The organism is Rhodococcus jostii RHA1, from assembly GCF_000014565.1.
Taxonomy (GTDB): Bacteria; Actinomycetota; Actinomycetes; order Mycobacteriales; family Mycobacteriaceae; genus Rhodococcus_F; species Rhodococcus_F jostii_A.
Genome location: NC_008268.1, coordinates 7,614,291 through 7,639,983 on the forward strand (window position 1 = coordinate 7,614,291; position 25,693 = coordinate 7,639,983).

Consider the following 25,693-nt stretch of genomic DNA (forward strand, 5'->3'; position numbering starts at 1 on the left):
CGAGGACGCGATACGCCGCGCGAGGTCGGCGGATGTTGGGCGGCACTGGGATTCGAGGCACGGGCCCGGCGACTCGACGCGTGGCGGGCATCATCGCCCGCCGGGCACCGGAACTCGCGGAACTCACCCACATCGAGATGGGCAAGCCGCAAGCGGACGCGATGCTCGAAATTGCGATGGCCTTGGAACACCTCGCGTGGGCGGCGAAGAACGCCGCCCGGGTTCTGGGTCGGCGCACGGTCCGCCCCAGCCTCCTCACCGTCAACCAGGCGGCCGGCGTCGAGTATCTCCCCCTCGGAGTGGCCGGGTCCACGGCGCTGACGGGTTGCGGGAATTCACCTTCCCTCGTGCGATGACGAGGCAGCGATTCCCGTCGATTCTTCCGCTCACCACGTTTCGGCGCACACCACGCATCGACGCTCTGGTCCGCGTTCTCGTCCGACTGCTCCACGGAAGGCATTGATGATGGCCACGTTCAGAACCCGGTCGACCATTGCGCGCACCCTGAGAGACCTGGGCCTCCCACTGCCCGGTCGAGGCGCCGAGTACAACGTTGCCGGCAAGGTGGTCCTGATTACCGGCGGAGGTGACGGTATCGGACTGGCATCGGCGCGTGCCCTGCACGCCCGCGGCGCAACGGTCGCACTGCTCGATGTCAATCAATCGTCCCTGACGGCAGCTGAATTCGCGCTCGGCCGACGGCGGGTCCTCACCCTGGTCGCCGATGTCCGCGACCGTCCCGGCATGGATTCAGCCGTGCACGCGGTGATCGAGCGGTACGGGCGGATCGATGTGGTGATCGCGAACGCCGGAGTGACCCCGCCCCCGTCCACCCTCCGCCAGATCGATCCGGCGGGCTTCGACCGCGTGATCGACATCAACCTCACGGGTGTCTTCAACACCGTCCATCCTGCGATCGACGAAGTGATTGCGCGACGCGGCCACATCGTGGTGGTGTCGTCTGCGGCGGCCTTCGCGCCCGGTCTCGGTGGCGCGTCCTACATGATCAGCAAGGCCGCCGTCGAACAACTCGGCCGGGCACTCCGTCTCGAACTCGCCGGCTACGGCGCCTCCGCGGGTGTGGCGTACTTCGGGATGGTCGACACCCAACTGGCTCGGGCAACCCTCGACGACGACGAGATCGGCAGAAGGCTCGATGCGCGTCTTCCTCGTCCGCTGCGCCGCCGCATCAGCCCAGAGGATGCCGCGACGGTGATCGCAGATGCTATCGCCCGCCGCGCCGGACGCACCCTCGCTCCGGCGGCATGGCACCCGTGGGCCCTGGGACGAGGACTGGTGAACGTGCTCGCCGACGGCTACCTCGCCGCCGACGCCGAATGTCACCAACTGATCCGCGAGCTCGAAGAACGTCCCGTCACCACACACCCGAGTGGCTCCACAACAGCCGGTCCCGAACCGAGGAGAACGCCATGACCATCGAGGAAGCGCCCCACACCCTGTGCGCAGCATTTCAACGCACCGCCGCCATCGACCCGGACGCCATCGCACTGCGAACCGTCGGCGATGCACAGACGTTGACCTGGCGGCAGTACTCGAGCCAGGTCCGCGACGTGGCAGCCGGATTCGCCGCACTCGGAGTCCGCCGCGGCGACACCGTCGCCTTGATGATGGCCAATCGTGTGGAGTTCTACCCCATCGATGTCGGAGCTCAACATGTCGGGGCGACGTCGTTCTCGATCTACAACACGCTTCCCGCATCTGCTATCGCTTACGTTCTCGGGAACGCCGAAGCCAAGGTCGTGGTGTGCGAGGCCCAATACGTGGAACGAATCAGGGAATCCGGCGCACAGGTGGAGCAGATCGTCGTCATCGACGCCGAGGGAGGAATTGCCCCGGCCGGGACACTCACCTTGAACCAGATGAAGGCACTCGGCTCACCGGACTTCGACTTCGACGCCGCGTGGCAATCGGTGCGGCCCGACGATGTTGCAACCCTGATCTACACCTCGGGCACCACCGGCAACCCGAAAGGGGTGGAGTCGACTCATGCCGCATTGCTGTTCGAGGCCGGCGCGGTGTGCTGGATCCTCCCGATCGAGTTCGGAGACCGCATCACCTCCTTCATGCCGTCGGCACACATCGCCGATCGGATGACGGCGCTGTACTTCCAGATGGTGTTCGGAACGCAAGTCACCGTCGTCGCGGACGTACAGCGGATTGCTGCCGCACTTCCCGACTGCCGGCCGACCATCTGGGGCGCGGTGCCGCGTGTCTGGGAGAAGCTGAAAATCGCGGTCGAACGGGCGGTGGCGAACGAACCGGACGACGCACGACGGCACGCGCTGCAGTGGGGCCTCGATGTCGGCGCACGCCGTATCGAGATGCTCCGGGCAGGGCTGCCGGTACCGGAAGAACTGGAACACGAGTTCGTCACGGCAGAATCAATGGTGCTGGCGCCGATGCGCGCCGAACTCGGATTCCACAAGCTCAGATGGGCCGTGTCGGGGGCGGCACCGATACCAGCCGACACGTTGGCGTTCTTCTCAGCGCTCGGGCTGCAGATCTCCGAGATCTGGGGGATGTCGGAACTGACCTGCATCGCCAGTGCGGCCCCGGCCGATCCCGCCAAACTGGGAACGGTCGGCAAGATCGTGCCCGGCATGGACATGCGAGTCGCGAACGACGGTGAGCTTTTCGTTCGTGGCCCCCTCGTCATGAAGGGCTACCGGGGGGAGCCTGCCAAAACTGCCGACGCCGTCGACGCCGACGGATGGCTGGCCACCGGTGACGTGGTGTCCATCGACGCGGACGGATACCTAACCGTCATCGATCGGAAGAAGGAACTGATCATCAACTCCTCGGGGAAGAATATGTCCCCCGCCACCATCGAAAACGCAATCAAGGCCACCTCCTCGTTCATCGGCGGCGTGGCCACCATCGGAGATGCGCGGCCGTACAACACGGCCTTGATCTCACTCGACCCCGAGGCCGCAGCCAATTTCGCTGCGACGAAGGACATCCGGGTCGACGCCGCTTCCCTGGCAGGAGACCGTGACATGATCGCGATGATCGCCGCCGCCGTCGCGCTGGCCAACACCGGCCTCTCTCGCGTGGAGCAGATCAAGCGCTTCCTGATCCTCCCCACCTTCTGGGAGCCGGGCGGTGACGAACTGACCGTGACGATGAAACTGCGCCGCAAACCGATCGCCGAGAAGTATGCATCCGAGATCGAGCTGCTCTACCTCGAACCACTCGCCCGAGGTGTGTATGAGCCCGCCGCCCGGACGTCGGAGGTCCCGGTGGGGAGCTGAGACAGCTGACCCCTCATGACTCGTTCGCAACAAATTCTGGAGACGAACCCGTGACTGCTCACCCTGCCATCACCGACATCACATCCTCATGGATGGACGACGAGCTCGGCGCAGTTGCCGAACTCGCCCGAAACTTCTTCGCCAAGGAGGTCACCCCCCACCAACGCCGGTTCGCTGCACAGGGCTTTCCGGACAAGGAGATCTACGGCACCCTGGGCAAGCTGGGCTTGTCGGGGATGTCGATTCCTACGGAGTTCGGCGGAGGGGGAGGAACTTTCGCCCACGATGCCGTGCTGTTTCACGAACAAGTGATGGCGGGTGACCACTCGTTACAACTCGGTGTGCACTCGGGAATCGTTCCGCACTACCTGAACGCGTACGGAAGCCTCGAGCAGAAATCGCGATGGCTTCCCAAGCTCACAAGCGGTGAATGGGTCGGTGCCATCGCCATGACCGAACCTAGCGCCGGCTCGGATCTGCAAAATATCACTACCCAGGCCGTGCGTGACGGCGGCGACTACGTCATCACCGGCGCCAAGACCTTCATTTCCAACGGTCGCAACTGCGACCTCGTGATCATCGCGGCCAAGACCGATGCCACGCTCGGGGCGAAGGGAGTGTCTCTCGTTGTCGCCGAGGTGAACGACGACACTCCCGGATTCTCGCGCGGACAGATCTTCGACAAGCTGGGCCAGAAGGGGCAGGACACCACCGAACTGTTCTTCGACGGACTTCGCGTCTCGGTGGACAACCTCCTCGGAGAACGTGAGGGTGCCGGATTCGTCCAGCTGATGCAGCAGCTACCACAGGAAAGGTTGATCTGCGGCGTCGCTGCCGTCGCCGCGATCGAACGCGCAGTAGCACTCACGATCGAGTACACCAAATCGCGGACAATGTTCGGAAAGACCCTGTTCGACCTCCAGAACACCCGCTTCGAACTTGCCGAATGCGCGGCACTCGCGAGGGTGTCGCGCACCTTCATCGACGACTGCATCGACAAGCACCTTCGCGGCGAACTCGATGTCACCACCGCCGCAATGGCGAAATACTGGTTGACCGACCAACAGTGCGCCGTGATCGACCGCTGTCTCCAACTGTTCGGAGGATACGGTTACATCCTCGAATACCCCATCGCCCAGATGTACGCCGACGCCCGCATCCAGCGCATCTACGCCGGATCCAACGAGGTCATGAAAGAACTGATCTCGAGAGCGCTATAACAAGCAGACAGCTCAGCATCGTCGCATGGTGGGTGATTCCGCAAGTGCCTACCACATGCACACGATCGGCTCGGCCTGTCTGGGGAAGTGCCGGGGCGGAATACAGATCTGACGGACGCGCAATCGGCTCTACTGGACCGTTGGTTCGGGCAGTGGCAGGTTCTCGCGGATCATTCGTGGCCATTGCAGGACACGACCGTACTGAGAGTGCGGAAAGCTGACAACGACTTCATCGTGAAGGCATCACGGTCGAGCCATCACATCGGCAGGGAGATCGCAGCCCACCAAGTATTCCTGAGAAACACGGGGTTGGGTTGCCGCGCTTGGTGTATGCCGACGTGGGCGAGAAGCTGCTGGTGACCGAGTACCTTCCCGGAGAACTGGTCGAGGGGTCGCCAGCGGACTGGGACCCGGCCACCTACCTGCAGGCGGGGCAGGCACTCGCTGGCCTGCTGTTGCCGGGCGACGTGTCTGCCGTGTACTACGCAAATCTGATCGAGCGCACGCATGGGTACATCGACCGGGCGGAGGATCTGGTGTCGGCTGACCAGCTGGAGGCATTGCGCGTGCGGTTGGCGGCTACCGCGGCAAGGCCGGTGCGGTTGTCGTTCACCCACGGCGACCACCACCCGCGGAACTGGTTGCTGCATGAGAGTGAGTTGAGGGTGATCGACTTCGGCCGCGCGGACTGGCGGCATTGGACGAGTGATCTGGTGAGGTTGCAGTCTCAGCAGTTCATGGGCCGGCCCGACTTGGAGGAGGCCTTCCTTGCCGGTCTCGGGCGTGATCTCACCGCCTCAGACGTCGAAACCTTGGACCTCGAGTGGATGCATCAGGCGATAGCGACTGTGGTGTGGGCTCACAACATGGGTGACGCAGAATTCGAGGAACACTGCCGCTGGATGCTCGACAAGAGCGTCGGCCCGGGTATCCCAGGTTCATCTTTGAAAACGTAGAAACGCGACGCATCTACCGATCGGCGGAATCCCGCAGATCAGGACCGAAGGCAGATCGCCGGTCGGGCAGTGAGTGGCGCTCAGGTGTGCCCGCACCGGGTGCGGACCCACCCACCTCGGATTCCGACCGGGCGCCCACCACGGTGGCGACCCGGTCGGAAGTCGAGGCGGTGCTCAGCACGCAGTTGCGTGCGTCGTGAACGGGTGGGTGAGGTGCCACCTCTCCGCGTCGGTCAGTCGCCGATGACGGCGTCGGCCTCGATCTCGATGAGCAGGCCGGGGGCAATCAGCGCGCTGACCTCGAGGATCGTGGTGGCGGGTCGGATTTCGCCGAAGACCTCGCCGTGCGCGATGCCGGCCTCTTCCCACCGGCTCATGTCGGTGAGGTACATGCGGGTGCGGATCACATCGGTCGTGCTCGCTCCGGCCTCCGTGAGTGCTGCGTCGATCCGGCGCAGTGCTTCCCGGGTCTGTTCACCGAGATCGTTTCCGCCGACGGGGCCGTCGGGACCCGACGCCGTGGTGCCCGACACGGACACGAGCTGGCCGATGCGCACGGCGCGGGAGTAGCCGATCTTGGCTTCCCATTCGGAACCGGACGAGACATTGTTTCTGTTCGACATGGGCAACATTGTCGCAAGCCCAGATCCGGCGCTCACCAGCGCGGTCTTTCCCCACGATCCGGTCTCCGCGCGGGTCGAAGCCTTGACACCGGTTAGAACAAATGTTCGCATGTACTCATGAGGTGGGATGGGCAAGCGGTCGACGCCGACGACGGTGCATTGCCGGGGCTGGAGCGTGCCGGGCTCGTGCGCAGTGTGCAGACGCCCGAGTTCGACGGCATCACCTTCCACGAGGTGCTCTGCAAGAGTGCGCTGAACAAGATGCCCGAGGAGTCACAACTGCCTTTCCGGTTCACCGTCAATGCATTTCGCGGATGCTCGCACTCCTGTCGCTACTGCTTCGCGCGGCCCACCCACGAGTACCTCGACCTCGACGCGGGCCGTGATTTCGACAGTCAGATCGTCGTGAAGACCAACGTCGCGGCGGTGCTGCGCAAGGAGCTGGGGCGTCGGTCGTGGAAGCGGGAGCACGTGGCGCTCGGCACCAACACCGATCCCTATCAGCGAGCGGAGGGCCGGTACCGTCTGATGCCCGGCATCATTCGCGCGCTGGCCGAATCCGCCACCCCGTTCTCGATTCTGACCAAGGGGACATTGCTGCGGCGCGACCTCCCGCTGCTGACGCTCGCCGCTCAGCAGGTGCCGGTCAGCATCGGCGTGTCGCTCGCGATCCACGATCCCGACCTCCAGAAGTCGATCGAGCCGGGAACGCCCACCCCGAAGGCGCGCCTCGATCTGATCCGGGCGATCACCGACGCCGGCCTGCCCTGCAATGTGATGGTGGCCCCCGTCATTCCCTTCCTGACCGATTCGGTGCGGCATCTCGACGGACTACTCGAATCCATCGCCGATGCCGGCGCCTCGGGTGTGACCGTCTTTCCGATGCACCTGCGCGGCAGCACCAAGGGCTGGTTCATGAACTGGCTGTCGACCGAGCATCCGGCGCTCGTCCGTCAATACCGGCAGTTGTACGGGCGGGCGGCCTACGTTCCGCCCGAATACAAGTCGTGGCTGAAGCAGCGCGTCGACCCTCTCGTCGACCGGTACGATCTGGGCGGCGGGGCGAACCATCGGGAGGCCGGGCACCCCGAGTCCGTCGAGTCCGATCGCGGTGAACTGGTCGGGGTCGGTCGTCCCGGACCGGCGCTCACTCTCTTCTGACGTGAACGGTCCGCCTCGGCTCGTACCATTCGGCGCCGGCAGGTTCTCCCGCCATGTTCCAGCTCCACGAGATGGTCGGTGCGATGCGCACATAGAGGCCGGGGCCGACCATTCCGTCCCGTTCCACCGGCTGATCGGCCGTGCCGTAGACCCGGATGGACCGCGCGACGAAAGGTTCGAACGACACCAGGTCGTCGACGACCAGCGACACCTTGTCGTTCCCGGCCCGGATGTTCCGGAACTTGCTGGTACCGGCGACGGACGGTCCGGAGCCTCCCACCCAGAAGTCCGTTCCGTCGAACTCGAAGGCGAGTGGAACGACGTCGGGTTGCCCGTCAGCGCCTACGGTGGCGACGCGCGCGAGCGGCTGCGACCGCAGGTAGGCGATCTCTTCGTCCGTGAACGACATGGAAATCTCCTCGTCGATGTCGACCGATGTCTCTGCGTCGACACTAACCAAGCGGATGAGTAACGCTCGCCGCCTTCCCAGAGACAAGGGGGAGAGAGGTTCGCCCGACGCGGACCAGCCGAGGAGCACCATGCCTGTGGGAGATCTGGTTGTCCGATCGGCGGTGGTGGGTTCGCTCGCCGTGGCCGCACTACTCGGTGCACCGGCCGCCGCCGGGGCGGATGCTGCGACGCTGACCCCCACCTACACGATCGGACACGGTCTGAACCCCGGCGACTTCAGCGTGTGCGGTGGGCGCATCGACGCCCACGCGTCATCCGGCTACCCGGAGCCGTACGGGCCGAACTACGTGCTGTTGACGACGTACTTCGTGGGCCCCTCCCGGGTCTGCATGGTCGACGGAACCCTGCATTGGCGCAACCTCGACACCGGTGCCTCCGGGACGAAGCAGTGGGCGTTGAGCGGATGGGACGGTCCGGGCGCGCCGACAGCCGTGTACTTCGATCCGGGGGCGGGCCGGGTCGGCATCGAGATCACCACGAGCACCCCGAACATTCCGGGTACGGGCGAGTTCACGGCGTCCTGAGCGCAGGTGCGGCGGGTTCAGGCGAACACGTTGGCCAGCCAGGACTTCCACGCGTCCTGCGACTTCTCCTGGTCGGCGCCCGCAGCGAACAGGTGGTGCGCCGCGTCGACCGTTCCGCCGAACGCGTTGCGGCCGTAGAACCGGTACAGCGCATCGGCGGTCCGGATGCCGATGAAGTGCGGCGTCAGGTAGTCGACGACACCGTCCACGGTGCCGAAACCGGGGACGTCCACGGACACGGCGTCGCCTGCGGCGGAGGCGTCGGTCAGACTTAGCGCGCCGCGGAGGGTGGCCATCGCGCCAGGACCGGTGGACGTGTCCGGGCCGGCGGTCGTGATGTAGGTGGCCGCGCGGCCGGCGAAGTACTGGACATACTGGCCGAGGCTGTGGAGGTAGAACGTGGTGTGCTTGTCGGCGCCGTCGTACTGCGCGTCCCAGTCGTCGGTGAAGATGCCGCTGTGGACGTAGCGCAGCGCCGCGGTGCCGCCGTCGCGAGCCTCGATGAGGTATTCGAGGGCGTTGAACCAGCCGCCCGGACCTTCCTGCCGCACGGCGAACTTCTGCGGCGGCTCCCACGCGACGACGGTGGGGTCGTCCGGTCCCTCGCTGCCCACACCGGGATCCAGTTCGGAGGGGAACATCCAGCCGCCGGTGCCGGTGGTGACGGCGGCGAACACCTCGTCCGGGCCGGCGTTCAGGACGACCTCGCGGCGAATCTCGAAGTTCTGGGACATGGCTAGCTCTCCTCGTGACGGTTGTCCGGTGACTTAGCTTGTGCAGGAGGTATTTTCAGGCTGGGGTGCAGTGCGACGACGAGCCGGTGCCTGCGTCCGTTCGGGGCGTTCTCGTCGTGGTACCGGGCCACCAGGTGCTTCACGGACTCGCCGAGTTCGTCGGCGAAGGCGGACCGGTCGGCTGCGGACGCGAACCGGATCTCGCTGTCGATCGCGTAGGTGGCCAGCGGCTGACGCGCCGCGGTGGCGCCGGCGATCAACTCGCCGACCTCACGCACCAGTCGCGCGGCCAGTGCCACCAGCCAACGGGCCGACAGTTGGTCCGGTGACCGGTCGGGATCGGGTGCGAGGGCGGCGAACGCGGCGGGGGAGATGACGTACGACGCCGCGGTGGCCTGGAAGACCCGCTCGGTGACGTTGCCCTTCTTGCGTTCCTCGACGAGTTCGACGAGGCCGTGCTCCTCGAGTGCCCGCAGGTGGTAGTTGGCCTTCTGCCGCGTCAATCCGACCGTCGCGGCGATGGAACTCGCCGAACCGGGTTCGGCTAGCGCCGCGAGCAACCGCGCCCGGACCGGGTCCAGGGAGATCTCCGCGGCGGCCGCCTGATCGATCACTGCTACGTCCAACATGCGTCAACTGTCGCACCGACAGCAAATTCTGTCAAGACAAAAATAATTGTCGGTGCGGTGATCGGTCAGCGCAGCGCGGGCGGGTTGTTCAGATCGCGCGCCGAATAGGTGTCGCAGGCCTGGACCTGACCGGTCCGGTACCCGGTGGCGAACCACTTCTGGCGCTGCTCCGAGGAGCCGTGCGTCCAGCCCTCCGGATTCACCCGAGCGCCCGCGGACTGCTGGATCCGGTCGTCACCGACCGACGAGGCGGCGGAGAGGGCGTCGTCGATGTCGGTGTCGGTGAGGGTGTTCAGGAACGGCGGCCCGCCGTCGGGGCCGGGGAGGCTGTCGGCGTAGTGGGCCCACACGCCCGCGTAGCAGTCGGCCTGCAACTCGGTTCGCACCGCGGCCGAGTCGGCGCCCCGCGGGTCGGCCTGCGCCCGCCCGATGTCGCCGAGCTGATTCTGGACGTGGTGGCCGAACTCGTGCGCCACGACGTACTCCTGCGCCAGCGGTCCGCCGCTGGAACCGAAACGGTCGACGAGGAGCTGGAAGAAGCTGGTGTCGAAGTACGCCGTCGAGTCCGCCGGGCAGTAGAACGGTCCGACCTCGCTGGTGGCGTTACCGCAGCCGGTGTTGACCGAACCGGAGAACAGCACGACCTCCGGCGGCACGTACGCGGTGCCGGTCTGTTTCGCGAGCTCCTGCTCCCACACGGAGTCGAGACTGCCTGCGGTGAACACCACCCGGCAGTTCACGTCGCGGTTGGCGTCCGCGCCGGTCTCGCAGCCGGCGAGGCCGGCGCCGGAATCCTGGTTGGCGGAATCGGTGGTGCCGCTGAGGCCGCCGAGCAGCGATCCGGGATCGCCGCCGAGGAGCAGTGCGAGGACCAGCACGATCAGGCCGCCGGCGCCGCCGCCCATCGCGAACTTGCCGCCGAGGCCGCCGCCGCCTCCGCCGCCGACCGACACCCGGCCGGAGTCCATTCGGGCGCCCTCGTTGAAGGTCATGTGTCGTCGCTTTCTCTGCAGTTTTCCGGTGCGTGCCGATCGAGCCTCGCACGTGAAGCGGGTATGCGTTTCCGCTCACGCACGGTGTCTCCGTAGGATCTCAGCCAACGAAGTAGCTTGCCCCATGTTTCGAAAGGAATCCCGTGCTGCGCACACATCTCGCCGGTTCATTGCGAGCCGAGCAGGCCCAGCAGACCGTAACCCTCACCGGTTGGGTTGCCAGGCGTCGTGATCACGGCGGGGTGATCTTCATCGATTTACGTGACGCGTCGGGTGTCTCCCAGGTGGTGTTCCGGGAGGGCGCCGCCGCCGAGCAGGCTCACCGTCTGCGCGCGGAGTACTGCGTCAAGGTGACCGGCGTGGTCGAGGTACGTCCCGAGGGCAACCAGAACTTCGAGATCCCCACCGGGGCCATCGAGGTCAACGTCACCGACCTCGAGGTCCTCAACGAGAGCGCACCGCTGCCGTTCCAGCTGGACGACCAGGCCGGAGAGGAAGCGCGCCTGAAGTACCGCTACCTGGACCTGCGCCGTGAGGGCCCCGGTCACGCCATCCGGTTGCGGTCCAAGGTCAACGCCGCGGCCCGAGCCGTGCTCGCGCACCACGAGTTCGTCGAGGTCGAGACGCCCACGTTGACGCGGTCGACGCCGGAGGGCGCCCGCGACTTCCTGGTTCCCGCGCGACTGCAGCCGGGCAGCTTCTACGCGTTGCCGCAGAGCCCGCAGCTGTTCAAGCAGCTGCTCATGGTCGGTGGCATCGAACGCTACTACCAGATCGCGCGCTGCTACCGCGACGAGGACTTCCGCGCGGACCGCCAGCCCGAGTTCACTCAGCTCGACATCGAGATGAGCTTCGTCAACCAGGACGACGTCATCCTCCTCGCCGAGGAGGTGCTGTCGTCGCTGTGGAAGCTGGTCGGGCACGAGATCAAGACGCCGATCGCGCGCATGACGTACGCGGAGGCGATGCGTCGCTACGGCTCCGACAAGCCGGACCTGCGCTTCGGCGTCGAACTGGTCGAGTGCGCCGAGTTCTTCAAGGACACCACGTTCCGGGTCTTCCAGCAGGAATACGTCGGCGCGGTGGTCATGCCCGGCGGTGCGAGCCAGCCGCGTAAGCAGCTCGACGCGTGGCAGGAATGGGCGAAGCAGCGCGGGGCCAAGGGCCTGGCGTACGTGCTCGTCGGCGAGGACGGCACGCTCGGCGGACCGGTGGCCAAGAACCTCACCGACACCGAGCGCGAGGGCCTCGCCGCGCACGTCGGGGCGAAGCCGGGCGACTGCATCTTCTTCGCCGCCGGCACCACCAAGTCGTCGCGTGCGCTGCTCGGTGCCGCGCGTGGCGAGATCGCCCGCAAGCAGAACCTCATCGACCCGGACGCGTGGGCGTTCGTGTGGGTCGTCGACGCACCGCTGTTCGAGCCGACCGCGGACGCCACCGCGAGCGGCGACGTCGCGCTCGGCTACAGCGCCTGGACGGCGGTGCACCACGCGTTCACCTCGCCCAAGCCGGAGTCGATCGACACGTTCGACACCGACCCGGGGTCCGCGCTCGCGTACGCCTACGACATCGTCTGTAACGGCAACGAGATCGGTGGCGGCAGTATCCGTATCCACCGCAAGGACATTCAGGAGCGAGTGTTCAAGGTGATGGGCATCTCCCACGAGGAGGCCGAGGAGAAGTTCGGCTTCCTGCTCGACGCGTTCGCGTTCGGCGCCCCGCCGCACGGCGGCATCGCGTTCGGCTGGGACCGCATCACCGCCCTGCTGGCCGGGGTCGATTCGATCCGCGAGGTCATCGCGTTCCCGAAGTCGGGCGGCGGCGTCGATCCCCTGACCAATGCTCCGGCTCCGATCACCGCGCAGCAGCGCAAGGAGTCCGGGGTGGACGCCAAGCCGGAGCCGAAGGGCGACGCCGCGTCGGCCAAGCCCGACGCACCCGCAGACAAGTAGGCGGGTCCGCCGGCGGTATCTGCCGGCGGAACTCGATTGACCGGACGACGCGGAACAGCCGGGGGACACGATGTTGCACCTGCGAGTGATCTGTCCGGCCGAGCGCACCGAGGACGTCCTCGGTGTGCTCGCCGCGGAACCCGGCGCCACCCACGTGGTGGTGCTGCGCGCCGCCGCAATCGACCCCGCCGGCGACGCGATCCAGACCGACGTGGCCCGCGAATCCGCGAACGACGTCATCGACGCGCTCGAGGCCCTGGGAATCGATCGCACCGGCGCGATCACGGTGGTGCCCGTCGAAACGGTGCTGTCGAAGTCCGCACACGACGCGGAGAAGGCGGCTCCGGGCGATCCCGCGGACAGCGTCGTGTGGGAGGAACTGGTCAGCCGGACGCGCGAGGAGTCGACACTCAACGGCACCTTCCTCGCGTTCCTCACCATCGCCTGCCTGCTGGCCGCGGTCGGTGTGGTGACCGACTCGCCGATCACCGTCGTCGGGGCCATGGTGGTGGGGCCGGAATTCGGCCCGCTCGCCGCACTCGCCGTCGCGCTGATGCGGCGCAAGCTCGGTCTGGCCCGGCGGTCGCTGATCGCCCTGCTCGTCGGTTTCCCGTTCGCGATGGCGGCCACGCTGGTCGCGACGCTGCTGATGGAGCGGGTCGGCTGGATGGAGTTCGAGAGCATCGAGTCCCTCGACCAGGTCGATTTCATCTACCGGGTCGGACCGCTCTCGCTGATCGTCGCGCTCCTCGCCGGCGCGGCAGGCATGCTCGCGCTCGTGTCCGCGAAGTCGGCGGCACTCGTCGGCGTGTTCATCTCGGTCACCACCGTTCCCGCGGCGGGATTCGCCGCCGTCGCGGTCACCGTGGGCGAATGGCGCGTCGCGGCGCTGGCGGCGCTGCAGCTCGGTGTCAACATGGTGGGCATCGTGATCGCAGGGGTTCTCGTTCTGGCACTGCGATTGCGCAGCGGCGGCGATCCCCGCCGGCTACTCGAGCAGGCGCGGAAAGAGCGGTCCGTGGCACAGAGGCGGAGGGCCTGATGATCGTGTCACCGCACGACGGCGCGGGCTACGACGAACTCTTCGGCGACGGCGGCGACGTCCGGGAACCGTGGGCGGAGCTGGCCCGGGACTTCACCGGCGGCGGGCCGGACTCCGTCCGCCGCCTGCAGTCCCGCATCCGGCTTCTCGTCGACAACCACGGGATCACCTACAACCCCCTCGACGGATCGGACGCCCCGACCGTGCCGCCGCGGTGGGAGATCGACGCGGTCCCGCTGATCGTCGCGGCCGAGGAATGGGAACAGCTCGCAGCGGGCTTCGTGCAGCGCTCCCGCCTCCTCGACGCGGTACTCGCCGATCTGTACGGACCGATGGCGCTCGTCCGGAGCGGCGCCGTGCCGGCCCGCACGGTGTTCGGGCACCCGGGGTACGTCCGTGCGGCGCACGGCATCACGGTGCCGGGCCGCCATCAACTGTTCCTGCACGGACTCGACGTCGGCCGCGGGGCCGACGGCACGTTCCACGCGCTGCGCGACCACACGCAGTCCCCGGCAGGCGCCGGTTACGCGATGGCGGATCGCCGCGTCGTCGCCCGCGCGATGCCCGGCATCTACGAGACCGTCGGCCCGCGTCCGCTGTCCTCCTTCGCCCAGTCGATGCGGCTCGCGGCGATCGACGCCGCCCCCGCGGGCACCGAAGACCCCCTGGTCGTCGTCCTCAGCCCCCGCACCCGGTCCGAGGCGGCATTCGATCAGGCGTATCTCGCGACCGTCCTCGGCTTCCCGCTGGTGGAGAGCGCCGACCTGGTGGTCCGCGACGGCCACGTGTGGATGCGCTCGCTCGGCAATCTGGAACGCGTCGACGTGATCGTCCGGCGGGTGGACGCCGACCTCGCCGACCCCCTCGACCTGCGCCCCGACTCCCGGTCGGGCGTGGTCGGGCTCGTCGAGGTGCTGCGACGGGGAGCGGTGACCGTCGTCAACCCCCTCGGCAGCGGAATCCTCGAGAACCCGGCCCTCACCAGGCTGCTCCCGGACCTGTGCCGTCGTCTCCTCGACGAGGACCTACTCCTGCCGTCGGTTCCGAGTTTCTGGGGTGGCGACCGGTCGGAGCTGTCGCACATCCTCGCGAACGCCTCGTCGATGGTGCTGCGCGCGGTGCACGGGGGGTCGCCGATCGTGCCAGCCGAGCTCGGTGCCGCTGACCGGGACACCCTGCTGGACCGGGTGCGGGCCGAACCCGAGCGGTGGGTCGGGCAGATCGTCCCGGACCCCTCGTATGCGCCCGCGGCCGACGGATCCGGCGACGTCTTCCTCGCACCGGTCGGGGTGCGGCTGTTCACCGTGGCGCAGCAGGTCGGATTCACCCCCATGGCCGGAGGTCTCGGCACGTCTCTCGTTCCCGGGGCCGAGCGCGGCGACCGGCGTCACGTCGGCGCGAAGGACGTCTGGATCCGGTTGGCCCAGCGCACCGCGTCCACCGATCCGGGGGACGCCGCCGACCGCGACGGGGAAGCCCTGCCCACGTATGCGGCGACGACGTCCGACCTGATGACGTCGCCGCGCGCACTGACCGAACTGTTCTGGATGGGCCGGTTCGCCGAGCGCGCCGAGGGTGCGGCACGCCTGATGATCGCCGTCGGCGAGAAGTACCGCGACTACCGCCTGCGACCGTGGCTCGCGGGCGGCGGAAGCCTCCCGATCCTGCTCGACACGGTCCTGTTGGTCGCCGACGCCGGGAACCGCCCGGAGGAGCCCGGTCGCTGTGCCGAGTCCGGCTCGGATCCGGTCGCCGACCAGTTGCGGGTGCGCTCGGAGTTCCGTTCGCTGACGGTCGACCCCGGCCGGGACGGGTCGCTCGCGCACGCGGTCCGTGGCGTCGAGCAGGCCGCGCGGGCCGTGCGCGGGCAACTGTCCACCGACATCTGGGCCGTCCTCAGTTCCGTCGAACGCGCACTCGGACAGGTCGCCGCCGACACGGCCGACGACGGGTCCGTGCTGTTCGAGGCGCAGTCCGCAGTACTCGGTGGGATGCTCGCTCTGTCCGGAGTCGCCGCGGAATCGCTGGTCCGGGACACCGGCTGGCACGTCATGGACATCGGGAAGCGAATCGAGCGGGCAGCCACCCTGACCGCGCTCGTGGAGTCCACGCTGCGACGGAAGACGGACCCGGCGACCGAGCGGGCGGTGATCGAATCGCTCCTCGTCGCCACCGAGAGTTCCGTCGTCTATCGCCGCCGCAATCGGAGCATCCGCCCGGCCGCCGTGGCCGAGTTGCTGCTGTTCGACGTGAAGAACCCGCGGTCGCTGGCGTTCCAGCTCGAGGCGCTCCGTGCGAATCTGACCGCACTGCCGGACGCCTCGGGTGCGTCGCGTGCGGAGCGGCTCGTCGAGGACATGGTCAATACCGTGCGGCGCGTCGACCCTGCTCGACTCGAATCGGTCGACGCGACCGGGTCCCGGAAGGAGCTGGGTGAGCTGACGGCCACGATGCGCGCACTGCTGAGCGAACTGTCCGACGTGATGTTGAAAGGTCAGCTGTCGCTGCCGGGCGGCACCCAGCCGCTGTGGGGCAGCGGGACCACGTGGAGCGCCGCGCAGGGCGGGGTTCCCGCATGACCGACGTGTCGCCCCGCACAGACGAGGCAGCGGAACGGCCGGTGCTGCGCCGATACAGGATCACCCACCGCACCACGTACACGTACTCGGGGCCGGTGTCCTCGTCGTACGGCCGGGGTTATCTCCTGCCCCGCGACACCGAGGAACAGCGATGCGTGAGTTCCGTCGTCGACATCTCGCCGGTGCCCGCGGACCGTTCCACCGGGTCCGACGTGTACGGCAACCGGGACCTGTACTTCCAGGTGAGCACGCCGCACGAGGAACTGGTCGTGGCGGCCGAATCCGAGATCGAGGTCTACGGACCCGACAAGACCGGACTCGCCGCCGCACCCGCGAACGCGCCGTGGGAATTGTCCCGCCCCGTGGGAACCGAGGGGGCGATGGCGCAGGAGTTCGTGCTCGACCTCGAACCCCCCGAGATCAGCGACGCAGTCCGCGAGTACGCGGCGCCGAGTTTCCCACCGGAACGGCCCCTCGCCGACGCGGTGGTCGATCTCACCACGCGCATCCACCGCGACTTCCAGTACAAGTCGGGGTCGACGTCGGTCTCCACGCGCGTCGCGGAGGTGCTCGAGAAGCGGTCGGGGGTGTGCCAGGACTTCGCTCGGCTCGCCATCGCCTGCCTGCGCTCGCGGGGACTCGCGGCCCGGTACGTGTCCGGCTATCTGGCGACGCAACCGCCGCCCGGCAAGGAACGGATGATCGGCGTCGACGCCACCCACGCCTGGGCGGCCGTGTGGATGCCGGGGGACCGGTGGCTCGCCTTCGACCCCACCAACGACCAGCTCGTCGACGAGCGGTACACCGTGGTCGCGTGGGGCCGGGACTACGCGGACGTGCCGCCCCTGCGCGGTGTCATATACACAGAGGCACGAAACAGCACCATTGCGGTGTCGGTTGACGTGGCGCCGATCGAAGTGCTCGCGCCGGATCAGCCGAAATGCTGAAATTCATCCGGGCTTCCGGTGGAGGACTCGATGATCCGTGTCACTAGCAGGTAAGTTGGTCCGCGATGACTGCAATACTGGCAGACCCCGTTTCAGAGGTAGTTGCCGCAGCCGAGAAGCTGCTCACCCGTCGCACAGGGGCACCCGTGACACTGGTGGATCCCGTGGATCTCGGCGGTAGTGGCCGCACCATCGTGCTCCGTGTGCGCGTGGCGGAGAATCCGTTCTCCCTTCCGCGGACGTTGGTGATCAAGCAGGTCCGCGAGGAGTCCGGGGTGTCCGGCGCGCGGGCCGTCGATCCCGACGATCTCACCGGCGACAGCCGCAGCGCCTTCCTCCGGGAGGCCGTCTCGTACCAGTTCGCCACGGCGCTGGCGACGGACAGCCGCCCCGGAGCCGAACTGCTCGCATCCGACCTCGACGCCCGGCTCCTCGTGCTCAGCGACCTCGGGGACGCCACCCCGATCAGCGCCCTGCTCGAGCACTCCGACTCCGACACCGTCACCAACACCCTGATGGCGATGGCCCAGGCGCTCGGCCGCATGCACGCGGCCACCGTGGGCCGCGAGGAAGACTTCACCGCCCTGCTGCGCCGCGCCGAGGTGGCGCACTGCGACGACACCGTGGCCGAGCAGGTGGAGCGTGCGGTGCCCGCCGTGCCCGGCCTGCTGTCCGAGATCCTCCGCGTCGACGTCTCCCCGGACCTGACCGATCAGGTGGCGCGTGCCGCGAAGCTGTTCGAGAGCGGCCGCTTCCGGGCGTTCAGCCCGTCCGACCTGTGCCCGGACAACATCATCGTCAACGACGAGGGCGTGCGGTTCCTCGACTACGAGTGGGGCGGTTTCCGCGACGCCATGCTCGACATCGCGTACGCGCTGGTCTCGTTCCCCGGCTGCCTGTGCAGCATCGAACTGTCCGAGGACCGGACGCAGGCGATGATCGAGGCCTGGCGTGCGGAGGTCGTGGGGATGTGGCCTGCGCTCGCCGACGACAACGTGCTCGCCGCCCGCATGGTCGAGGCGCAACTGATCTGGGTGTGGCTCAGCACCTACCTGTTCCTGCCGGAGAACCACACGCGCATCGCGGCCGTCCGCGAACACCACCTGTCCGTGCCGCGGTCCGAGGCGCTGACCCAGCGCTGGGACAAGCTGGCCCGCTCGGCCGATCACGCCGGGAACACGGTGGTCGCCCACCACGCCCGCGTCATCGCCGACAAGATCCGGGGACTGTCCGTCGGCTGACCCGCGGTCCGGCCGGACTGGGTCCGACGGTGCGGTTCCAGTAGCGTCGAACTTGTGAGCGATCTTTTCGGTTCGGATGTCGGCGAGGACGAGTCGGCAGGCCTGTTCGAGACGGCGCAGCCCGACGAGGCGGCGTCGGCCCCGCGATCGGTTCCCGGTCCCGTGTCGCTCGACCACCACGCACCGCTGGCAGTGCGCATGCGTCCCCGGACGCTCGGTGAGGTGGTCGGGCAGCAGCATCTCCTGGGCCCCGGTGCGCCGCTGCGGCGCCTCGTGGAGGGGTCGGGGGCCGCGTCCGTCCTGCTGTACGGTCCGCCCGGCACCGGCAAGACGACGCTGGCGTCGCTGATCTCGGGGGCCACCGGCCGCCGTTTCGAGGCACTGTCCGCGTTGTCCGCCGGGGTGAAGGAAGTGCGCGGCGTCATCGAACTGGCCCGCCGCCGCCTGCTCGCGGGCGAGCAGACGGTGCTGTTCATCGACGAGGTGCACCGCTTCTCGAAGACCCAGCAGGACGCCCTGCTGGCGGCAGTGGAGAACCGGATCGTGCTCCTCGTGGCTGCCACCACCGAGAATCCCTCGTTCTCCGTGGTGTCCCCGCTGCTGTCTCGCTCGCTCGTCCTGCAACTGCAGTCGCTGACGGCGGACGACATCGAGAACCTCCTGGAGCGGGCCCGCACCGACGAGCGGGGTCTCGGCGGGGAGATCGAGATCGCGGGTGACGCGATGGACCATCTGGTGCGCCTCGCGGCCGGCGACGCCCGCCGGGCGCTCACCGCGCTCGAGGCGGCGGCGGGCGCTGCGCTCGACCAGGCCGGTGACACGGACCGTCCGGTGCTGCTGGACCTCGCGACCGTGGAAGCGAGCGTCGACAAGGCGGCCGTCCGCTACGACCGTGACGGCGATCAGCACTACGACGTGATCAGCGCCTTCATCAAGTCGATCCGCGGTTCGGACGTCGACGCCGCCCTGCACTACCTGGCCCGGATGCTCACGGCGGGCGAGGACCCCCGCTTCATCGCGCGGCGGCTGGTCGTCCATGCCAGCGAGGACATCGGGATGGCCGACCCCACCGCATTGCAGACCGCGACCGCCGCCGCGCAGGCAGTACAGCTGATCGGGATGCCCGAGGCCCGCCTGGCCCTCGCCCAGGCCACGATCCACCTCGCGACCGCACCCAAGTCGGGGGCCGTCATCGCGGCGCTCGGTGCCGCGATGGCGGATGTCGCGGCCGGAAACGCCGGGCTCGTCCCGCCGCACCTGCGCGACGGCCACTACGCGGGGGCGGCGAAACTCGGCAACGCCGTCGGGTACCGCTATCCCCACGATCATCCCGACGGGGTACTGGCGCAGCAGTATCCGCCGGACGAGCTGGTCGGTGTCGACTACTACCAGCCCACCACTCACGGCGGTGAGCGGGACATCGCGGGGCGTGTGGACAAATTGCGCGCCATCGTCCGCGGCACGAACCGTCAGGGTGGCCGGTTAAGCTGAATGTTGCCGAACTGCGCGGTGGACGCGTGGTTCGCTCCGCTTGTTCGACCCATCGTTGCCCTCGAGACAGACAATAAGGATCACTGACGTGCAGACCCACGAGATTCGCCGGCGCTTCCTCGACCATTTCGTCAAGGCAGGCCACACCGAGGTACCCAGCGCCTCGCTGATTCTCGACGATCCGAACCTGCTGTTCGTCAACGCCGGGATGGTGCAGTTCGTGCCGTTCTTCCTCGGCCAGCAGACGCCGCCGTACCCGAGGGCGACCAGTGTCCAGAAGTGTGTGCGCACCCTCGACATCGAGAATGTGGGCATCACCACACGGCACAACACGTTCTTCCAGATGGCCGGCAACTTCTCGTTCGGCGACTACTTCAAGCGCGACGCGATCAAGCATGCGTGGGCGCTGCTGACCTCTAGCGTCGACGACGGGGGTTACGGCTTCGATCCCGAGCGCATCTGGGTGACGGTCTACCTCGACGACGACGACGCCCGCGACATCTGGCGCGACGAGGTCGGCGTTCCCGAATCGCGGATCCAGCGCCGCGGCATGGCCGACAACTACTGGTCCATGGGCATTCCCGGCCCCTGCGGCCCGTGCTCGGAGATCTACTACGACCGCGGCCCCGAGTACGGCAAGGAAGGCGGCCCGGAGGCCGACGAGGACCGCTACATCGAGATCTGGAATCTCGTGTTCATGCAGAACGAGCGTGGCCTCGGCATCAGCAAGGACAACTTCGAGATCCTCGGCCCGCTGCCGAAGCAGAACATCGACACCGGCATGGGTGTCGAGCGCGTCGCGTTCCTGCTCCAGGGCGTCGACAACGTGTACGAGACCGACCTCGTGCGCCCGGTCATCGCGAAGGCCGAGGAACTGTCGGGCCGCAAGTACGGCGCCGTCCACGACGACGACGTGCGCTTCCGGGTCATCGCCGACCACGCGCGCACCGCGGCGATGCTCATCGCCGACGGCGTGAACCCCGGCAACGACGGGCGCGGCTACGTCCTGCGCCGCCTGCTGCGGCGCATCGTCCGGTCCGCGAAGCTGCTCGGCGCCGACAAGCCCAGCATGCGTGAGTTCATCACCGTCGTCCGCGACACGATGGCGCCGTCCTACCCGGTCCTCGACACCGACTTCGGCCGCATCGAGACGGTCGCGGTGGGGGAGGAGACCGCGTTCCTCAAAACCCTCACGTCCGGCTCGAAGCTGTTCGAAGGCGCCGCCGAGTCGGTGAAGGCGTCCGGCAAGTCGACGATCGGCGGCGACCAGGCGTTCGCGCTCCACGACACGTACGGCTTCCCGATCGATCTGACCCTGGAGATGGCGGCCGAGGCCGGCCTGACCGTCGACGAGGAGGGCTTCCGCACGCTGATGGCGGAACAGCGGCAGCGCGCGAAGGACGACGCCCAGGCCCGTAAGCACGCGCACGCCGACCTGACCGTCTACAAGGAACTCCTCGACCGCGGACCCACCGAATTCACCGGATTCCACGAATTGGTCTCCGAGGCACATGTTCTCGCGCTGATCTCGCAGGGGCAGCGGGTCCCCGTCGCGACGGCGGGCCAGGACGTCGAGGTCATCCTCGACCGCAGCCCCCTGTACGCGGAGGCGGGTGGCCAGATCGCCGACCTCGGTACCCTCACCGGCCCGGGCCTGCGGGTGAAGGTCAACGACGTCCAGAAGATCGCCAAGAAGCTGTGGGTCCACAAGGTGACCGTGCAGGAGGGTCAGCTCACCGAGGGTGACGTCGTGCTCGCGCAGGTCGACGCCGCGTGGCGCAAGGGTGCCACGCAGGGGCATTCCGGCACCCACATGGTGCACGCCGCGCTGCGACAGGTGCTCGGCCCCAACGCGGTTCAGGCCGGCTCGCTGAACAAGCCGGGCTACCTGCGTTTCGACTTCTCCTGGCAGGGCGCGCTGACGGAAGCGCAGAAGCAGGACATCGAGGTCGTCGCGAACGAGGCGGTGGCCGCCGACTACTCGGTGAACACGTTCGTCACCGATCTCGACAAGGCGAAGTCGATGGGCGCGATGGCGCTGTTCGGCGAGAACTACGGCGACGAGGTGCGGGTCGTCGAGATCGGCGGACCGTTCTCGATGGAGCTGTGTGGTGGAACTCATGTGGGCAGCTCCTCGCAGATCGGCAACGTCACCCTGCTCGGTGAGCAGTCCGTCGGTTCCGGTGTGCGCCGCGTCGAGGCATACGTCGGGCTCGATTCGTACCGCTACCTGGCCAAGGAACGCGCGCTCCTCGCCGGTCTGTCGTCGTCGCTGAAGGTGCCCTCGGAAGAAGTGCCTGCCCGCGTCGAGGCGCTGGTGGAGCGACTCCGGGTGGCGGAGAAGGAACTCGAGCAGACCCGCGCGCAGGCGGTTCTCGCCGCGGCGGGCACGTTCGTCGACAAGGCGCAGAGGGTCGGGCCGGTGCTGCTGGTCGCGGATTCCGCCCCGGCCGGTGTCGGCGGCAACGACCTGCGTGGGCTCGTCACCGACATCCGTGGCCGGTTCGGCACCCAGCCCGCCGTGGTCGCGCTGCTCGGCGACGTCGACGGCAAGGTTCCGTTCGTGGTGGCCGTGAACAAGGCGGCACAGGAACTCGGCCTGGCGGCCGGCGACCTCGTGAAGGGATTCGGTCCGAAGATCGGCGGCCGCGGAGGCGGAAAGGCCGACATGGCACAGGGCTCCGGTTCGGACACCAGCGGAATTGCGGCTGCCCTCGACGCAGTCCGGGGACAAGTGGCGGACAAGGTGGGGAGCCAGTAACGGTGGATCACGCGGAACAGGGTCCGGATCGACCGGGAGTCGACGACCCTGGGCGTGGTCGGCGCATCGGCATCGATGTGGGCAGCGTCCGGATCGGGGTCGCGTCGAGCGACCCCGACGGGATCCTCGCCACCCCCGTGGAGACGGTGCCCCGGTCCAAGGAACGGGGACCCGACGCGCCGGATATCCGGCGCATTGCCGACATTGTCGAGGAATACGAGGCCGTGGAGGTTATCGTCGGTCTGCCGCAGACCTTGCGGGGTGAACGGGGGAAGGCCGCCTCGATCGCTACTGTGTTCGCGAAGCGATTGCGAAGGAAGGTCGACCCGATACCGGTGCGGATGGCGGACGAACGTCTGACGACCGTCACTGCCGCGCGGGCGCTTCGCGAGAGCGGTGTCAGTGCGAGGGGCCAGCGTCCTGTGATCGACCAGGCTGCGGCGGTGGCGATCTTGCAGGGATGGTTGGACGAGCGGAGCAGGTCGGTGAATGCAGGGGATTCAGGTGGGGACGCGCAGCTACCGGAGGGGGGCCAGTGAGCAATCATCGGCGACCCGCAGGTGAGCGACCCGAATTCCAGTACGTCCCGCGCGAACCCCGACGGCACCGCTACCTCGACGAGGACGACGACCAGGTCGACTACGCGCCGCCCCCGGAGGACGACGACGTCGTCACCACGGGGCGCCACGCGGTGGTGTACGACGACCGTGACGTCGACGAACCCCCCGCCCACTACACGGAGCCGGTGTTCGAGCAGCCGGTGTATGAGGACCCGGTGTACGAGCGCCCGGTGTACGAGCGCCCGGTGTACGAGCAACCGTTCGACCCCGAGCCCGTCTACGAGGACGGATACGGTCCCCGTTCGTACGGCGACGCCCGCGCCTACCGGGAACCGGCAGCCGACGACCACGCGTACGACGAGCCCGCCTACGTCGAAGAGCCCGCGTACGTCGACGAGCAGTACGGTTCCCACACCCATCCCGACGACCGCTACGACACACCGCCCGACCAGCCCGATGTCGCGTTCGCGGAGGCCGAGACACAGATAATCTCGGCGATCCCCGAGGAGATCCCGCCGACTCGCGCCCACGCCCGCACGCAGGCCCGCCGGCGCAAACAGGCCACAGGACGCGCACGCCGAGGCAAGCTGTTCGGCGCCCTCGCAGCCGCGACGGTCCTGACAGTGCTGATCGGCATCGTGTTCGTCGGCGGCAGGATGTTCTTCGGCGGTCCCGACGCCCCTGCGGACTACGCGGGCCCGGGTGGTCCCGACGTGGTCGTGCAGGTTCATCCCGGCGACACCGCGGAGGAGATCGCCTCCACTCTGGCCGAGCGGGACGTCGTCGCCAGCGGATCGGCCTTCTTCAACGCCGCGGTCCAGAGCAACGCGATGAACTCGGTGCAACCCGGCTTCTACAGCCTCCCGACCCAGATTCCGGCGGATGACGCCGTGCAGGAACTGATCGACCCCACCTCCCGCGTCGGGCAGATGATCATCTCCGAGGGCAGGCAACTCCACGACACCACCGATGTGCAGACCGGGGCCAAGAAGAAGGGGATCTACACCCTGATCTCCGAGGCCAGTTGTATCGGTGAGGCCGGCCAGGAGCAGTGCATCGGTTACGACGACCTCAACGCCGCCGGTGCAGGCGACCTGTCCGCGCTCGGGGTTCCCGACTGGGCGAAGGACGCGGTCGCCGGTGTTCCGGACCGGGATCGTCAGCTCGAGGGCCTCATCGCCGCGGGCAGCTGGGATTTCGATCCGACCGCCGGTCCCGCCGCCATTCTCCAGAGGCTGGTCACCGAGAGTTCCGCGAGCTACGAGAAGACCGGGATCCTCACCGCGGGCGACCAGGTCGGACTCACGCCGTACAAGATGCTGATCGCGGCGTCCCTGGTGGAACGGGAGGCGATGCCGGACGACTTCTCCAAGGTCGCTCGCGTCATCCTCAACCGGCTCGCCGTCAACCAGGCGTTGCAGTTCGACTCGACGGTCAACTACGCGCTCGACACGACCGAACTGGCCACCACCGACGCCGACCGCGCACAGGTGACACCCTGGAACACGTACGCCAGCCCCGGTCTGCCCGCGACGCCGATCTCCTCGCCCAGCATCGGGGCGTTGCAGGCCGTCGAACAACCGGCACCGGGCGACTGGATCTACTTCGTGACGGTCGATTCGAAGGGCACCACCCTGTTCACGAAGAGCTACGACGAACACCTGGCCAATATCGACCAGGCTCTGAACAACGGGATTCTCAACAGTGGACGATGAAGTGGTGACCGCACGCAAAGCTGCGGTGCTGGGCAGCCCGATCGCGCATTCGCGCTCGCCGCAATTGCACCTCGCGGCGTATCGGGCGCTCGGTCTCACCGGGTGGACGTACGACCGGATCGAGTGCGACGGGGAGCGACTGCCCGGCCTGGTGTCCGGGCTCGGCCCGGAATGGGTCGGGCTGTCCGTCACGATGCCGGGCAAGATCGCCGCACTCGAATTCGCGTCCGAGCGCACCGAACGGGCCGTGGTGATCGGCTCCGCGAACACCCTCGTCCGTATCGAGGGTGGCTGGCGTGCCGACTGCACCGACGTCGACGGGGTCAGCGGTGCTCTCATCGCGGGTGGTGTCGGAACCATCGCGGGCACCGAGGCGGTCGTCGTCGGCGCCGGGGGAACGGCCAGACCCGCGCTCGTGGCGCTCGCCGACATGGGCGTGAAATCGGTGACCGTGGTGGCACGCGACGCGGGTCGCGCGGCAGGTGCACTGGGGTGCGCGGAATCGGTGGGACTCGACGTCCGGTTGCTCGGCTTCGACAGCCCGGAACTCGGTGCTCGGTGCGCGTCGGCCGCCGCGCTCGTCAGCACCGTTCCCTCCGCCGCGATCACCGAGTACGCGGACATTCTCGGGCGGGCGCCGTTCGTGCTCGACGCGATCTACGATCCGTGGCCGACCCCGCTGGCAGCGGCCGTCGAGGCGGCGGGCGGCACCGTTGTCGGCGGACTCTCGATGCTCCTGCACCAGGCGTTCGGGCAGGTCGAGCAGTTTACCGGTCGCCCGGCGCCGCGCGAGGCGATGGCGGCCGCTCTGGGCTAGTTGTCC

Annotated in this window: 22 protein-coding genes; 17 read left to right on the forward strand and 5 right to left on the reverse strand. The window is 68.0% G+C overall.

Annotated elements, in window-relative coordinates; translation table 11 throughout:
• Positions 1-80 precede the first annotated feature (80 nt).
• From RHA1_RS52290 to RHA1_RS34745, 5 genes are all read left to right on the forward strand, one after another.
• The gene (locus RHA1_RS52290) at positions 81-356 is read left to right on the forward strand and encodes an aldehyde dehydrogenase family protein (RefSeq protein WP_016880306.1); all 276 of its coding nucleotides are present in this window, start codon (positions 81-83) and stop codon (positions 354-356) included.
• Between the two features lie 106 nt (positions 357-462).
• Complete coding sequence (locus tag RHA1_RS34730) at positions 463-1,434, forward strand: SDR family oxidoreductase (RefSeq protein WP_011598840.1); 972 nt, start codon at positions 463-465, stop codon at positions 1,432-1,434.
• Positions 1,431-3,272, forward strand: a complete 1,842-nt coding sequence (gene fadD11 / locus RHA1_RS34735; RefSeq protein ID WP_011598841.1) for a fatty acid--CoA ligase FadD11 — start codon at positions 1,431-1,433, stop codon at positions 3,270-3,272. Before RHA1_RS34730 ends, fadD11 begins: the two co-directional genes overlap by 4 nt.
• Positions 3,273-3,322: 50 nt before the next feature.
• Positions 3,323-4,492 (forward strand): acyl-CoA dehydrogenase family protein, encoded by a 1,170-nt coding sequence (locus RHA1_RS34740; protein WP_011598842.1) that lies wholly within the window; start codon positions 3,323-3,325, stop codon positions 4,490-4,492.
• A 326-nt stretch (positions 4,493-4,818) separates the two neighbouring features.
• Complete coding sequence (locus RHA1_RS34745) at positions 4,819-5,448, forward strand: aminoglycoside phosphotransferase family protein (protein WP_041812249.1); 630 nt, start codon at positions 4,819-4,821, stop codon at positions 5,446-5,448.
• A gap of 233 nt (positions 5,449-5,681) precedes the next feature.
• Here RHA1_RS34745 and RHA1_RS34750 read toward each other — a convergent pair whose 3' ends face one another.
• The gene (locus tag RHA1_RS34750; RefSeq protein WP_423816270.1) at positions 5,682-6,071 is read right to left on the reverse strand and encodes a RidA family protein; all 390 of its coding nucleotides are present in this window, start codon (positions 6,069-6,071) and stop codon (positions 5,682-5,684) included.
• A gap of 117 nt (positions 6,072-6,188) precedes the next feature.
• On the opposite strand from RHA1_RS34750, the gene RHA1_RS34755 reads away from it, so the two are divergent.
• Entirely contained in the window at positions 6,189-7,232 is a 1,044-nt protein-coding gene (locus RHA1_RS34755) for an Rv2578c family radical SAM protein (RefSeq protein WP_011598846.1), read from the forward strand.
• Here the strand turns inward: RHA1_RS34755 and RHA1_RS34760 are convergent.
• Entirely contained in the window at positions 7,219-7,641 is a 423-nt protein-coding gene (locus RHA1_RS34760; RefSeq protein WP_050787543.1) for a PPOX class F420-dependent oxidoreductase, read from the reverse strand. The two genes, RHA1_RS34755 and RHA1_RS34760, sit on opposite strands and share 14 nt — an antisense overlap.
• A 130-nt stretch (positions 7,642-7,771) precedes the next feature.
• On the opposite strand from RHA1_RS34760, the gene RHA1_RS34765 reads away from it, so the two are divergent.
• Positions 7,772-8,227 (forward strand): hypothetical protein, encoded by a 456-nt coding sequence (locus RHA1_RS34765; RefSeq protein ID WP_011598848.1) that lies wholly within the window; start codon positions 7,772-7,774, stop codon positions 8,225-8,227.
• Positions 8,228-8,244: 17 nt separating this feature from the next.
• On the opposite strand, the gene RHA1_RS34770 is transcribed toward RHA1_RS34765, so the two are convergent.
• The 3 genes from RHA1_RS34770 to ypfJ all read right to left on the reverse strand — a co-directional run bounded on the left by RHA1_RS34770 (position 8,245) and on the right by ypfJ (position 10,582).
• Complete coding sequence (locus RHA1_RS34770) at positions 8,245-8,961, reverse strand: SRPBCC family protein (protein ID WP_009480399.1); 717 nt, start codon at positions 8,959-8,961, stop codon at positions 8,245-8,247.
• 2 nt (positions 8,962-8,963) lie between these two features.
• Positions 8,964-9,590 carry an ArsR/SmtB family transcription factor gene (locus tag RHA1_RS34775; RefSeq protein WP_011598849.1) on the reverse strand — a complete coding sequence of 209 codons (627 nt, stop codon included), beginning with the start codon at positions 9,588-9,590 and terminating at the stop codon, positions 8,964-8,966.
• Between the two features lie 65 nt (positions 9,591-9,655).
• Positions 9,656-10,582 carry a KPN_02809 family neutral zinc metallopeptidase gene (gene ypfJ / locus RHA1_RS34780; RefSeq protein WP_016880313.1) on the reverse strand — a complete coding sequence of 309 codons (927 nt, stop codon included), beginning with the start codon at positions 10,580-10,582 and terminating at the stop codon, positions 9,656-9,658.
• 143 nt (positions 10,583-10,725) lie between these two features.
• Between ypfJ and aspS the strand changes: the two genes are divergently transcribed.
• The 10 genes from aspS to RHA1_RS34830 all read left to right on the forward strand — a co-directional run bounded on the left by aspS (position 10,726) and on the right by RHA1_RS34830 (position 25,687).
• Complete coding sequence (gene aspS, locus RHA1_RS34785; RefSeq protein WP_011598851.1) at positions 10,726-12,534, forward strand: aspartate--tRNA ligase; 1,809 nt, start codon at positions 10,726-10,728, stop codon at positions 12,532-12,534.
• A 70-nt stretch (positions 12,535-12,604) separates the two neighbouring features.
• Positions 12,605-13,576 (forward strand): DUF389 domain-containing protein, encoded by a 972-nt coding sequence (locus tag RHA1_RS34790; protein ID WP_011598852.1) that lies wholly within the window; start codon positions 12,605-12,607, stop codon positions 13,574-13,576.
• On the forward strand, positions 13,576-16,155 hold the full coding sequence (locus RHA1_RS34795) for a circularly permuted type 2 ATP-grasp protein (protein ID WP_011598853.1): 2,580 nt from the start codon (positions 13,576-13,578) through the stop codon (positions 16,153-16,155). Before RHA1_RS34790 ends, RHA1_RS34795 begins: the two co-directional genes overlap by 1 nt.
• Entirely contained in the window at positions 16,152-17,102 is a 951-nt protein-coding gene (locus RHA1_RS34800) for a transglutaminase family protein (RefSeq protein ID WP_011598854.1), read from the forward strand. Before RHA1_RS34795 ends, RHA1_RS34800 begins: the two co-directional genes overlap by 4 nt.
• A 65-nt stretch (positions 17,103-17,167) precedes the next feature.
• Positions 17,168-18,343, forward strand: a complete 1,176-nt coding sequence (locus RHA1_RS34805; RefSeq protein WP_009480406.1) for a phosphotransferase family protein — start codon at positions 17,168-17,170, stop codon at positions 18,341-18,343.
• 54 nt (positions 18,344-18,397) lie between these two features.
• Positions 18,398-19,834: a replication-associated recombination protein A gene (locus RHA1_RS34810; RefSeq protein WP_009480407.1), complete on the forward strand. Its 1,437-nt coding sequence runs from the start codon at positions 18,398-18,400 to the stop codon at positions 19,832-19,834.
• Positions 19,835-19,922: 88 nt separating this feature from the next.
• Positions 19,923-22,595, forward strand: coding sequence for an alanine--tRNA ligase (gene alaS, locus RHA1_RS34815; protein ID WP_011598855.1), 2,673 nt, complete (start codon positions 19,923-19,925; stop codon positions 22,593-22,595).
• Positions 22,596-22,597: 2 nt separating this feature from the next.
• On the forward strand, positions 22,598-23,134 hold the full coding sequence (gene ruvX / locus RHA1_RS34820; protein WP_009480409.1) for a Holliday junction resolvase RuvX: 537 nt from the start codon (positions 22,598-22,600) through the stop codon (positions 23,132-23,134).
• A complete protein-coding gene (locus RHA1_RS34825; protein ID WP_011598856.1) occupies positions 23,131-24,870 on the forward strand; it encodes an endolytic transglycosylase MltG in 1,740 nt (579 codons plus the stop codon). Before ruvX ends, RHA1_RS34825 begins: the two co-directional genes overlap by 4 nt.
• The gene (locus tag RHA1_RS34830; protein WP_011598857.1) at positions 24,860-25,687 is read left to right on the forward strand and encodes a shikimate dehydrogenase; all 828 of its coding nucleotides are present in this window, start codon (positions 24,860-24,862) and stop codon (positions 25,685-25,687) included. The genes RHA1_RS34825 and RHA1_RS34830 overlap by 11 nt, the downstream gene beginning before the upstream one ends.
• Positions 25,688-25,693: the final 6 nt, after the last annotated feature.

Bases quoted from the DNA above. Each gene is read 5' to 3' on its own strand.
- RHA1_RS34795 (WP_011598853.1), top strand. From the start codon at position 13,576: ATGATCGTGTCACCGCACGACGGCGCGGGCTACGACGAACTCTTCGGC.
- RHA1_RS34755 (WP_011598846.1), top strand. From the start codon at position 6,189: ATGAGGTGGGATGGGCAAGCGGTCGACGCCGACGACGGTGCATTGCCG.
- RHA1_RS34805 (WP_009480406.1), top strand. From the start codon at position 17,168: ATGACTGCAATACTGGCAGACCCCGTTTCAGAGGTAGTTGCCGCAGCC.
- RHA1_RS34765 (WP_011598848.1), top strand. From the start codon at position 7,772: ATGCCTGTGGGAGATCTGGTTGTCCGATCGGCGGTGGTGGGTTCGCTC.
- RHA1_RS34730 (WP_011598840.1), top strand. From the start codon at position 463: ATGATGGCCACGTTCAGAACCCGGTCGACCATTGCGCGCACCCTGAGA.
- fadD11 (WP_011598841.1), top strand. From the start codon at position 1,431: ATGACCATCGAGGAAGCGCCCCACACCCTGTGCGCAGCATTTCAACGC.
- RHA1_RS34800 (WP_011598854.1), top strand. From the start codon at position 16,152: ATGACCGACGTGTCGCCCCGCACAGACGAGGCAGCGGAACGGCCGGTG.
- RHA1_RS34760 (WP_050787543.1), bottom strand. From the start codon at position 7,641: ATGTCGTTCACGGACGAAGAGATCGCCTACCTGCGGTCGCAGCCGCTC.
- RHA1_RS34790 (WP_011598852.1), top strand. From the start codon at position 12,605: ATGTTGCACCTGCGAGTGATCTGTCCGGCCGAGCGCACCGAGGACGTC.
- ypfJ (WP_016880313.1), bottom strand. From the start codon at position 10,582: ATGACCTTCAACGAGGGCGCCCGAATGGACTCCGGCCGGGTGTCGGTC.
- RHA1_RS34770 (WP_009480399.1), bottom strand. From the start codon at position 8,961: ATGTCCCAGAACTTCGAGATTCGCCGCGAGGTCGTCCTGAACGCCGGC.
- RHA1_RS34750 (WP_423816270.1), bottom strand. From the start codon at position 6,071: ATGTCGAACAGAAACAATGTCTCGTCCGGTTCCGAATGGGAAGCCAAG.
- RHA1_RS34775 (WP_011598849.1), bottom strand. From the start codon at position 9,590: ATGTTGGACGTAGCAGTGATCGATCAGGCGGCCGCCGCGGAGATCTCC.